Below are 11,116 nucleotides of genomic sequence, written 5' to 3'. Positions count from 1 at the left end.
CCTGGCCCTCGTCGGCATGGGGGTCGATCCCCTGCGCGTCGGGATGCGGCAGACCACCGCGTCCCGGTACGCGGCGATGGAGGAGCATTTCCGGACCGGGGGCGGGGCGTCCGGCACGGTGATGATGTGCTCGACCGCCTCCGTCCAGGTCAACCTGGACCTCGGCGGCTCGCCTGCCGAGGCGGCGCGGCGGTTCCAACTCGTCCACGCTCTCGGCCCGGTCCTCACCGCCCTGTTCGCCGCCTCACCCGCGTACGCCGGCCGCCGGACCGGATGGCGGTCGACCCGCCAGGCGGTGTGGGACGGCATCGACGCGAGCCGGACCCGGCCCGTCGCGGCCGCTCTCACGGCCCCGGGGTCCAGCGACACCGAGCCCGATCTCGTCGACCTGTGGGCGCGGTACCTGCTCGACGCCAAGCTGATGATGGTCGGGAATCCCGCCGGGGCCGGCGACCCCAAAAACGATCATCATTTCGTCGCGGTCCGGGACGGCTCGACCTTCGGGGACTGGCTCGCCGGCCGCGGCCCGGTCACCCGTCCCCCGACCCGCGACGACCTCTCTTACCACGCGACCACGGTGTTCCCGCCGGTCCGACCGCGTGGCTGGTGGGAGCTGCGCTACCTCGACGCGCAACCAGGTGACGGCTGGCAGGCCGCCGTCGCGATGCCGACGGTACTGCTTGACGACCCGGTCGCCGCGGACGGAGCGTTCGAGGCGTGCCTGGCCGTCGCGCATCGCTGGCCGGCCGCGGCGATGCTCGGCATGGCCGACGAGCCCCTGCGACGCGCGGCGGTGCGCTGCGTCGACCTGGCCGTGAGCGCCCTGCGCCGCGGCGGCGCGACCGATCTCGCCGAGACGGTCGAGTCGTTCGCCGGGCGCTACCTCGACCGCGGCCGATGTCCGGCCGACGAACTGACCGAACGACTTCTCGCGATCGGCCCGACCGGTCTGCTGCGTGAGGAGGCCCACCGGTGCGTCTCACTCGTCTGACCCAGTCCCCGGCGTCCCCGGCCGACCCAGCCGACCCAGCCGACCGGGAGACCGCCGCCGCCCAGGAGGCTATGCCGACCCAGGAGGCTATGCCGATCACCGCCGACACCGTCGCCGACGCCCTCCGGGCCACGCGCCGGCGTTCACTTACGTACACCGACATCGCCGCGGAGGATCTCCTCCGCCAGCACTCGCCGCTGATGTCCCCGCTGGTCTGGGACCTCGCTCACGTCGGCAACTACGAGGATCTCTGGCTGGTGCGCGCGCTGGCCGGCGGCACCGGGACGCGGCCGGGGCTCGACGACATCTACGACGCGTTCCGGCACAGCCGCGCGAGCCGCAGCCGACTGGCCCTGCTCGGCCCCGCCGAGACCAGGGCGTACCTGCACGAGGTCCGCGGCCGCACCCTCGACCTCCTCGACCGGTTCGGACCCGACCGGTTCGGACCGGTGGCCGGCGCCACCGCGGAAACCGCTGCCGTACCGGAGCGGGAACGGCTGCTCGCCGACGGCTTCATCTACGGCATGGTCGTGCAGCACGAGCACATGCACGACGAGACGATGCTCGCCACGCACCAGCTCCGCCAGGGACCGCCGGTACTCGCTCCCGGCGCGGCGCCACCGCCCGGCCGCCGGGTGCCGCGGCCGGAGGTCCTCGTGCCGGCCGGCGAGTTCACCCTCGGCACCAGCACCCATCCCTGGGCCTTCGACAACGAGGGTCCCGCCCACCGCGTCCACCTCCCCGCGTTCTGGATCGACACCATCCCCGTCTCCAACCGGGCGCAGATCGCCTTCATCGACGCCGACGGCTACGACGACGAGCGGCTCTGGTCGACGGCGGGATGGGAATGGCGCCAGACGGAGGGCCTGAGCGCGCCCGCGTTCTGGTGGCGCGAGGGCGGCACCTGGCTACGCCGCCGGTTCGGCCGGGTCGAGCCGGTTCCCCTCGACGAGCCGGTCCAGCACGTGTGCTGGTACGAGGCCGAGGCGCATGCCCGCTGGGCCGGCAAGCGGCTGCCGACCGAGGCCGAGTGGGAGAAGGCCGCCGCCTACGACCCGGTCACCGGACGTTCACGGCGGTATCCGTGGGGGGACACCGATCCGACTCCGGAGCGTGCCAACCTGGGCAACCGGACGAGCGGCCCGGCCCCGCTGGGGGCCTATCCCGCGGGCGCGAGTCCCTGCGGAGCCGAACAGATGATCGGGGACGTCTGGGAATGGACGGCGAGCGGGTTCACGCCGTACCCGGGCTTCGCGTCTTATCCCTACCGGGAGTACAGCGAGGTCTTCTTTCCGAAGGCCGGGCGGGAGTCGTCCTTCCGCGTCCTGCGCGGGGGCAGCTGGGCGACGGACGCCGTCGCCGTCCGCGCCACGTTCCGGAACTGGGACTACCCGATCCGCCGGCAGATCTTCGCCGGATTCCGGCTGGCCCGCGACGCCGGGTGACGAGCGAGCACGTGTGCGAAGGAGACCTCGGTGTGTCGGCACCTCGCCTGGATCGGAACGCCACGGACCCTGGCGGGGCTGACCCTGGAGCGTCCGTACAGCCTGCTGCGCCAGTCGTGGTCGCCGAGGCGGATGCGCCACGGCACGGTGAACGCCGACGGGTTCGGAGTCGGCTGGTACGCCCCGGCGCTGCGGGCGGCGCCGGCCCGGTTCCGCCGGGCCGTGCCGATGTGGACGGACGCCTCGTACGCCTCGATCGCCGGCGCGGTCGCCTCCGGCTGCGTGCTGGCGGCCGTGCGTAGCGCCACCGTCGGCATGCCGGTCGAAGAGAGCGCGACGGCTCCCTTCACCGACGGCCACCGGCTGCTCAGCCACAACGGCCGGGTCGACCCGGTGGCCGTCCGGCGGATGCTGCGCGACCGGCCCGACGCTCCGGTCCCGGACTCGACGTGCGACTCCGCGCTGCTCGCCGCGCTGGTGTGGGAGCGCGCCGGGAAGCGTCCACTCGCCGAGGCGGTCGCCGAGGTCGTGCTGTCGCTGGACGCGGCGGGTCCGGGCGAGCGGGCCCGGCTGAACCTGCTGGTGGTGGATGGAACCCAGATCGTGGCGACCGCCTGGCGGGACAGCCTGTCATACCGGATGGAGAAAGATGGAGTCCTGGTCGCAAGCGAACCAGACGATGACGAACCGGGCTGGGTGGACGTTCCGGACCATCACCTCCTGGTAGCCGACACACACCAAGTCACTCTTCGTAACATGATCTCCTAGATCGGTTACCGTAGGTTGCACCACGTTGATGGAGGGCACATCCATGACACCAAGGACTCCGACAACCGCCCGGGCGGATGATGCCGTCCCTGAGGGGACGGGCGCGAACGGCACGGCGGAGATCCCATTCCCGGGTCTCTCCGTCGACCGCCACCTGCACGAGTCGGATCGCACCGTCACGCTGGCCCGCGACGTCCTCGCCGGCCTCACCGCGAGCCCCCGCGAGCTGCCGCCGAAGTGGTTCTACGACACCACCGGCGGCATGCTGTTCGACAAGATCACCCGGTTGGCGGAGTACTACCCGACCCGGCGGGAACGGGCCATCCTGGTCAGTTACGCCGACGAGATCGCGACGGCCTGTCCGGCCGACACCCTCATCGAGCTGGGATCGGGAACCTCCGACAAGACCAGGCTGCTGCTCGACGCGCTGCGGGCGGCCGGCAACCTCCGCCGCTTCATCCCCTTCGATGTCGACGAGGCAGCCCTGGTGCGGGCGGGTCGCGGGATCCTCACCACCTACCCGGGGCTCTCCGTGGCGGCCGTGGTCGGGGACTTCGAACGGCATCTGCACCAGCTGCCCCGAGGTGGCCACCGGCTGCTCGCCTTCCTCGGCGGCACGGTTGGCAATCTGCGCCCCGCGCAGCGGCAGAACCTCCTCCGTACGCTGCGCGGGCAGGCCGAGAGCTCCGACGCCCTGTTGCTGGGAACGGACCTCGTCAAGGACGTCGACCGCCTCGTCGCCGCGTACGACGACGGTGCCGGGGTCACCGCCGCCTTCAACCGCAATGTGCTGACGGTGATCAACCGGGAGCTCGGGGGCGACTTCGACATCCGCGGATTCGCGCACGTGGCGATCTGGAACGCCGAGAACTCCTGGATCGAGATGCGGCTACGTTCCGTTCGGGAGCAGCGCGTCTCAATCGCGACCCTCGCCGTCACGGCCGACTTCCAGCCGGGCGAGGAGATCCTCACCGAGATCAGCGCCAAGTTCACCCTGGACGGCATCGCCTCGGAGCTTGCGCTGGCGGGCTGGACGGTGGCGCGGCAGTGGACGGATCCCGACGGGGATTTCGCCGTAACGCTCGCGACGCCGTCGTCCGCCCCCGCCGCCGTCCCGGTCTGAACCCGTCCCGGTCCGAGCCCGGTCCGAGCCGGGCCCGCTCGGACGCCTCGTCAGCCGCCGAGCAGACCGACGTCGCGCGCGGCACCGGTGGAGGCCGAGGTCGCCATCGCCGCATAGGCCCGCAGCGCCATGGACACCGGCCGTTCCCGCCCCGTGGGACGGTAGCCGCCGGCCGCGTCCAGCGCCGCGCGTCGGCTCGCCAATTCCTCGTCGGAGACCACGAGCTCCAGCCGGCGGGCCGGGATGTCGATCTCGATGATGTCCCCGTCGCGGACCAGGGCGATCGTCCCGCCGTGGGCCGCCTCCGGGGAGACGTGACCGATCGACAGTCCGGAGCTCCCGCCGGAGAACCGGCCGTCGGTGATCAGAGCGCACTTCGGGCCGAGACCGCGACCCTTGAGGAACGCGGTGGGGTAGAGCATCTCCTGCATCCCCGGGCCACCGCGGGGGCCCTCGTAGCGGACGATGATCACATCCCCGGCCTTGACCCGCCCGGTGAGGATGGCGTCGACCGCCTCCTCCTGGCTCTCGACCACGAGCGCCGGGCCGCGGAAGGCCCACTGGCTCTCGTCCACGCCGGCCGTCTTCACGACGGCGCCCTCGATGGCCAGGTTGCCGAACAGCACCGCGAGCCCACCCTCGGCGGAGTAGGCGTGCTCGACCGAACGGATGCAGCCGTCTCTGGCGTCGGTGTCGAGGGTGTCCCACCGATTGGTGGAGCTGAACGGCTCGATCGTGCGCACGCCACCCGGCGCCGCGTGGAACAGCTCGATCGCGCCCGGCGAGGGGCTCGGGCCGCGGACGTCCCAGCGGTCGAGGAACTCGCGCAGGCTCGCCGAGTGCACCGTATGCGGGTCCGGGTCGAGCAGCCCGGCCCGGTCGAGCTCGCCGAGGACCGCGGGGATGCCGCCCGCCCGGTGGACGTCCTCCAGATAGTAACGGGTGGAGCTCGGCGCCACCTTGCACAGGCAGGGGACGGTGCGGGAGATCCGGTCGATGTCGGCGAGGGTGATGTCGACGCCGGCCTCGACGGCGGCAGCCAGCAGATGCAGCACGGTGTTCGTCGAGCCGCCCATTGCCACGTCGACCGCGAAGGCGTTGCGGAAGGCGGCGGCGGTCGCGATCGACCGGGGCAGGACCGCCTCGTCGTCCTTCTCGTAGTAGCGCCGCGCCAGGTCGACCACGAGACGCCCGGCCTCGACGAACAGCTCACGGCGGGCGGCGGCGGTGGCCAGGGTCGACCCGTTGCCGGGCAGGGACAGCCCGATCGCCTCGGTCAGGCAGTTCATCGAGTTCGCCGTGAACATGCCGGAGCAGGATCCGCACGTCGGGCAGGCCGAACGCTCGATCATCGACAGGTCGCCGTCCGAGATGTCCGGGTTGACCGCCGCCGACATCGCGGTGATGAGGTCCAGCCTGGACCGGGCCGTGCCGCCGGAGATGACCGCATTGCCCGACTCCATCGCCCCGCCGGAGACGAACACGGTCGGGATGTTCAGCCGCAGTGCCGCGAGCAGCATCCCCGGGGTGATCTTGTCGCAGTTGGAGATGCAGACCAGGGCGTCGGCGCAGTGGGCGTTCACCATGTACTCGACGCTGTCGGCGATGAGCTCGCGGGACGGCAGCGAGTAGAGCATCCCGCCGTGCCCCATCGCGATGCCGTCGTCCACGGCGATGGTGTTGAACTCGCGCGCCACCCCACCGGCCTCGGCCACCGCCCCGGCCACCAGCGAGCCAAGGTCACGCAGGTGCACATGCCCCGGAACGAACTCGGTGAAGCTGTTGGCCACGGCGACGATCGGCTTGCCGAAGTCATCGTCGGTCATCCCGGTCGCGCGCCACAGGGCGCGGGCGCCGGCCATGTTCCGGCCGTGGGTGGTGGTACGGGAGCGCAGGGCGGGCATCTCGACCTCGAAGATCAATTCAACGGCGCTGCTGGCGGGGACCGCCGGCACTGGCAGACGATGACACGACGGTACGCCACCGCACGGACGGGTCCGGTCAGCCAGGTCGCGGGGCCCGGCCAGCCGGGCGGCGAACGGCGAGCGACGGGATCAGGGGCCAAGGACCAGGGATGAGACCCGGAATCAAGGACCCGGAATCAGGAATCAGGGCCCGCTTCGGCGGGGGGCGGGGACGGGGGCGCGTCGGGTGGTAGGTCCCCCAGTCTGGGCCCGCTGGGCGGAACGGCCCAGGGGTAGCCGGCGATCCGCCGACCGGCCCCGCGGCTGCTGTCCGGCGCCGGTGGACGACCCGCGGGCCCCGGCTGATGCCCCGGCTGATACCCCGACCGATGCCCCGACTGGCTGGGGCGACCGGGATCACCCGCCCCGCCTGCCGGGTCGTCTCCTCCCCCGCCCGGGCCGGGCTGATCCGGCCGCGTAGGCGAATATCCGGCGGCCTCGGGATACCCGGACGGACCTCGCGCGACCGGCCCGGCCTGCGGCCTGGGGGGGTACGGGTGGCCGGGCTGATGCGGATAACCCGACGGCACCGGTGGACCGGGATAACCCGGCTGCCCCGGCTGGACCGGGCCGTCACGGCGCATGCTCGCCACCTGCCGCGTGCCCAGTGGCCGGTGCCGGCGCCACTGCCGCCGGACAGCCCAGACGAGGGCCAGGGATGCGACGACGCCGGCCGCCGGCGCGACGTCGTGGCCGGCGTCCAGCACCAGCAGGTAGAGGGCCATCAGCCCGCTGAAGACGTAGCCGGTGACGAAGAACGCGAAGGGCCGCAGGTTCAGCCGGCTCACCACGTCCGTGTTCCGAAGCAGGATCGCCGGTACCAGCCAGATGAGGAAACCGAAGAAGAGCGCCGTGAGCGGCGCGAAAAACAGGTACCCGAAGAACGCTGTCATGATCAGAAGTCCGGCGGTCGTCGAGGGTCAGGCCGGGTCGGGACCGGCGGGGACGTCCGCGCTGTGCGCCACCGTCGGGGTGCCGTCGAAGTACGGGCCGAGGGCGGCGCGCCAGCGGGCAAACCGCTCCGACTCCCGGAAGTTCGTCAGATGGGCGTCCAGGCTGTCCCACTCGACGAGCAGCACGAAACTCGACGGTGACTCGACCCCGCGGGTCATCCGCGCGAAACGACAGCCCGGCGTGCCGACGAGCTCCGCACGCACCCCGTGATACGCGGCGACGAAATCGTCTTCGCTGCCCGGTTTGATGTCGAACCGGGCGACTTCGAGGACCGCTCCGGCGGGCTGCCCGCCGTCCCGCCCCTCACTCGCCATGGATGATCCTGAAACTCATACCGCCCAGTCTGGCACCATCGGGAGATCGCGGTCCGCCAACATGGACCATGACCACGCCAAACACACCCGGGCGCCCACCCGGCCCGCCGCCGGGCCGCTGGCGCTCTCCACCCGTGGGCCTCGTCCCGCCCCCGGGCCGAGAATTCAGTTCGCCATGTCGACGAACCGTGAGTAATGGCCCTGGAAGGCGACGGTGACGGTGCCGGTCGGCCCGTTGCGGTGCTTGGCGATGATGAGGTCCGCCTCGCCGGCGCGCGCCGACTCCTTCTCGACCGTGTCCTCCCGGTACAGCAGGATCACTGCGTCGGCGTCCTGCTCCAGGCTTCCGGACTCGCGCAGGTCGGAGACCTGGGGACGCTTGTCGGCCCGCTGCTCGGAGGCGCGGTTGAGCTGGGAGATGGCGACCACCGGAACGTCGAGCTCCTTGGCGAGCAGCTTCAGCGACCGCGAGATCTCGCTGACCTCCTGCTGACGGTTCTCCACCTTCTTGGGCGACGACATCAGCTGCAGGTAGTCGAGGATCACCAGGCGCAGCTCGTTGCGCTGCTTCAACCGCCGGGCCTTCGCCCGGACCTCCATCATCGTCAGGTGCGGGCTGTCGTCGATGAACAGCGGGGCCTCCGCGACCTCGCCCATCCGGCGGGCCAGGCGACCCCAGTCGTCATCGGTGAGCCGGCCCGTGCGGATGTTCTGCAGGGACACCCGCGCCTCGGCGGACAACAGCCGCATGGTGATCTCCATGCGGCTCATCTCCAGCGAGAAGATGACCGACGCCATCCCGTTCTTGATCGACGCCGCCCGGGCGAAGTCCAGGCCGAGGGTCGACTTGCCCACGGCCGGCCTGGCCGCGACGATCCACAGCTGGCCGCCGTGCAGGCCGTTGGTCAGCTCGTCGAGGTCGACGAAACCGGTGGGCACCCCGGTCAGCGAACCGTCATGCCCCTGGATGGACTCGATCTCCTCCAGCGCCGGGTTGAGCAGCTCCCCCAGCGGCAGGTAGTCCTCGTTCGTCCGGCGCTCGGTCACCTCGTATACGGCCGCCTGGGCGCGGTCGACGACGTCGCTGACGTCCGGAGCCGCGCCGTAGGCGAGCTGCACGATGCGGGTGCCGGCCTCCGCGAGGCGGCGCAGGACCGCCTTCTCCGCGACGATACGGGCGTAGTACCCGGCGTTGGCCGCGGTGGGCACGCTCGAGATGAGGGTGTGCATGTAGGCCGGACCGCCCACCCGCTCGAGCAGATCGCGGCGGCCGAGCTCGGCGGCGACGCTGATGACGTCCGCAGGCTCCCCCCGGCCGTAGAGATCGCCGATGACCTCGTACACGAGGCCGTGCGCGGGACGGTAGAAGTCACCCGTCTGCAGGACCTCGACGACGTCGGCGATGGCGTCTTTCGACAGCAGCATGCCGCCGAGCACGCTCTGCTCGGCGGGCAGGTCGTGCGGAGGAGTCCGGTCGAACTCCGTACTCCCACCGGAACCACGCGAGATCTCGGTGACGCTCACGACGCACCCTCCCGGGACTCCCGTAGACCCGTATTCGAACGTATGTTCGTACGAATCGGAATCGCTATCAACGGACCGCTCCGCCCCCGGTCAGCCGGGAGCTCCCAGCAGGGACCGGGCGGGCGGCCTCCGGTGAGCCTCTCGCCGGGCGCCGCCCGCGTCACCGAAGGAGACCTGGCCCGATCAGGCTAGGGCGACGGGGCGTGACCACGAACTGGCTGAACCCAACAGAGAGTAGCAGGTCGTTAGTGGACACAAAATTGACCCCGTGAGCCGTTCTCGCTGGTCAGACCCCCGAATCCTTGATCGACGGTCGTAAGTTCGGTCTGAAAGCCACGACAAGATTCGGAACGAAGCTGGCGGGAGTTGACGCGGCGGGTACGTAGCCGCCGCTGCGTCCAGATGATCGCCTCTGCGGGGCACGGCATCGGCCGAGTGCTCCTGGTAGAAGCGGACGGCGAGGACGCCGGCCGTGGCATCCTCGATCGGCCGCCGGCTGGCAACCACGGCTACGACGCCCGGTTGGATCAGGGCGTTGGGGCGGGGCGGCGGCTTTCTCGGGGCGCCGTGCTGCGGCGACTCCCGAGTCGCGGGCGGACGCAAACCGTAGCCGCGCACCTCATGGTGCCGACGGTCCGCTTCGTGAGGGAGGCGAGCGGCAGGTAGCTGTCCAGCGGCCGGTCTCGGTACCCGGTCCCGCGGCAGGTGAAGCGCAATGTGGTGTGGCTGCGCGTTCCGCGTGGCACCGCAGCCACACGAGGGGCCGGACCGGACCACACGCAGGGAGTGGGCCGTCCAACTCAGGCTACGAGCCCAACCGTGACGATCTGCGGCCAGGCCGACCTCGCCCCCTTCTACGCCATCCTTCCGACACCCGCTGGTCGAGAACCATGGCGATGAGGAGCGCCAACGGGTCCTTGGTCAGCAGTTCGTCGGCCTCGTCGATCTGACTCAGGTGCAGTCCCACGGCACAACCGTAGCCGAGCGCCTGGCGGCAGCCTGGCCGCCGTGGTGGCGCTCACCCAGGCGGTGTTGCCGCAGATGCGCCAGCAGCGCCGCGGCGCGATCGTCCAGCTGAGCAATATGGGCGGCCAGATGTCGTTCGCAGGGTTCTCGGCGTACAGCGCGACGAAGTTCGCCCTGAGGGCTGGTCGGAGGGTCTGGCCGACGAGGTCCGCCCGTTCGGTGTCAACGTGCTGATCGTCGATCCGCACCGGCCTGTTCGACCCGACGCGCCGGACGTTCAGCACCAACCAGGGGGTCTACGCCGCGCTCAGCCATCTCGACGCGGTGCGCGCCGACATCGGCGGCTGGGAGACGGCGGCACGGACACAGCGCTCGGCACCGCCAGGACGTCGTAGCGCCCGTCCACCGACGCGGCGGCAAAGACCACAGATCCTCGTAGTGCCGCTGGCCATGGGCGACGCCGGGTGATGGTCTACTCGGCGGGCAGTACATCGGCCTCCCAGGGGTTGACCAGCTCCAAGCCCAGGCCGGTGAAGTCGCTGGTGTTGCGGGTAGCCAGGACGGCAATGCGGGATCGACAGATAGCCGCGATCTGGGCGTCGAAGCCGCTGATCGGAGTCCCGGCTTGTTCACGCTCGACCACGAGGCTGGCGTAGTGGCGGGCCGCCGTGACGTCGAAGGGCAGGACTCTGTCCTGGAACGCCGAGAAGACATCGTCCGCGGCTGCCATCAGCAACTCGCGGCGGCGACCGGATGGCAGTCGGACGATGCCGTAACGGACCTCGGCCACGCTTATCGAGGTCGTGTTCAAGGCGTCACCGGGTCGGCTGGTTACCCACCTTACGACGCGATCTGCTGGTACTGCGCGCATGAGCTCGGAGATGACATTGGTATCGAGAACGATCATTCTGAGGGTGGCACCCGGTCACGTGAACAGGTCCGCTGCCCGCGGTGCCTGTGTCCGCGCTGGCAGCTGGAGGTCGACGCCACCAAGCGCGCCGAACCGGGCGAGCAGGGTCTGAGCGAAACCGGCAGCATCCTCGGGCTCGCTGACCGCCTCGGTGAGG

The 11,116-nt window shown here is 71.0% G+C and carries 9 protein-coding genes and 1 pseudogene; 5 read left to right on the top strand and 5 right to left on the bottom strand.

Annotated features, from left to right (window positions below):
- From egtA to egtD, 4 genes are all read left to right on the top strand, one after another.
- A partial coding sequence (gene egtA / locus ACY45C_RS08745) for an ergothioneine biosynthesis glutamate--cysteine ligase EgtA (protein ID WP_462187117.1) occupies positions 1-991 on the top strand: 991 nt, incomplete at its 5' end.
- Entirely contained in the window at positions 973-2,436 is a 1,464-nt protein-coding gene (gene egtB / locus ACY45C_RS08740; protein WP_462187116.1) for an ergothioneine biosynthesis protein EgtB, read from the top strand. The genes egtA and egtB, both read left to right, overlap by 19 nt.
- A gap of 30 nt (positions 2,437-2,466) precedes the next feature.
- The gene (gene egtC, locus ACY45C_RS08735) at positions 2,467-3,204 is read left to right on the top strand and encodes an ergothioneine biosynthesis protein EgtC (protein WP_462187115.1); all 738 of its coding nucleotides are present in this window, start codon (positions 2,467-2,469) and stop codon (positions 3,202-3,204) included.
- A gap of 43 nt (positions 3,205-3,247) precedes the next feature.
- Entirely contained in the window at positions 3,248-4,327 is a 1,080-nt protein-coding gene (gene egtD / locus ACY45C_RS08730) for an L-histidine N(alpha)-methyltransferase (RefSeq protein WP_462187114.1), read from the top strand.
- A gap of 50 nt (positions 4,328-4,377) precedes the next feature.
- On the opposite strand, the gene ilvD is transcribed toward egtD, so the two are convergent.
- The 4 genes from ilvD to dnaB form a co-directional block, all read right to left on the bottom strand.
- Positions 4,378-6,231 carry a dihydroxy-acid dehydratase gene (ilvD, locus tag ACY45C_RS08725; RefSeq protein ID WP_462187119.1) on the bottom strand — a complete coding sequence of 618 codons (1,854 nt, stop codon included), beginning with the start codon at positions 6,229-6,231 and terminating at the stop codon, positions 4,378-4,380.
- Between the two features lie 197 nt (positions 6,232-6,428).
- Positions 6,429-7,184: a hypothetical protein gene (locus ACY45C_RS08720; RefSeq protein WP_462187113.1), complete on the bottom strand. Its 756-nt coding sequence runs from the start codon at positions 7,182-7,184 to the stop codon at positions 6,429-6,431.
- A gap of 27 nt (positions 7,185-7,211) precedes the next feature.
- On the bottom strand, positions 7,212-7,559 hold the full coding sequence (locus ACY45C_RS08715) for an antibiotic biosynthesis monooxygenase family protein (RefSeq protein ID WP_462187112.1): 348 nt from the start codon (positions 7,557-7,559) through the stop codon (positions 7,212-7,214).
- Between the two features lie 165 nt (positions 7,560-7,724).
- A complete protein-coding gene (gene dnaB, locus ACY45C_RS08710) occupies positions 7,725-9,083 on the bottom strand; it encodes a replicative DNA helicase (protein ID WP_462187111.1) in 1,359 nt (452 codons plus the stop codon).
- A 1,014-nt stretch (positions 9,084-10,097) separates the two neighbouring features.
- On the opposite strand from dnaB, the pseudogene ACY45C_RS08705 reads away from it, so the two are divergent.
- Positions 10,098-10,517 (top strand): annotated as a pseudogene (locus ACY45C_RS08705) (SDR family NAD(P)-dependent oxidoreductase); the annotation flags it as partial.
- 4 nt (positions 10,518-10,521) lie between these two features.
- Here ACY45C_RS08705 and ACY45C_RS08700 read toward each other — a convergent pair.
- Positions 10,522-10,956: a PIN domain-containing protein gene (locus ACY45C_RS08700; RefSeq protein WP_462187110.1), complete on the bottom strand. Its 435-nt coding sequence runs from the start codon at positions 10,954-10,956 to the stop codon at positions 10,522-10,524.
- Positions 10,957-11,116 lie beyond the last annotated feature (160 nt).

The sequence above is a fragment of the Frankia sp. CcWB2 genome, from assembly GCF_977927585.1.
Note: the sequence above shows the minus strand (reverse complement) of the source record. Positions and strands in the feature narration are given on the sequence as shown.

Bases quoted from the DNA above. Each gene is read 5' to 3' on its own strand.
- ACY45C_RS08720 (WP_462187113.1), bottom strand. From the start codon at position 7,184: ATGACAGCGTTCTTCGGGTACCTGTTTTTCGCGCCGCTCACGGCGCTC.
- egtD (WP_462187114.1), top strand. From the start codon at position 3,248: ATGACACCAAGGACTCCGACAACCGCCCGGGCGGATGATGCCGTCCCT.
- ACY45C_RS08700 (WP_462187110.1), bottom strand. From the start codon at position 10,956: ATGATCGTTCTCGATACCAATGTCATCTCCGAGCTCATGCGCGCAGTA.
- ilvD (WP_462187119.1), bottom strand. From the start codon at position 6,231: ATGCCCGCCCTGCGCTCCCGTACCACCACCCACGGCCGGAACATGGCC.
- ACY45C_RS08715 (WP_462187112.1), bottom strand. From the start codon at position 7,559: ATGGCGAGTGAGGGGCGGGACGGCGGGCAGCCCGCCGGAGCGGTCCTC.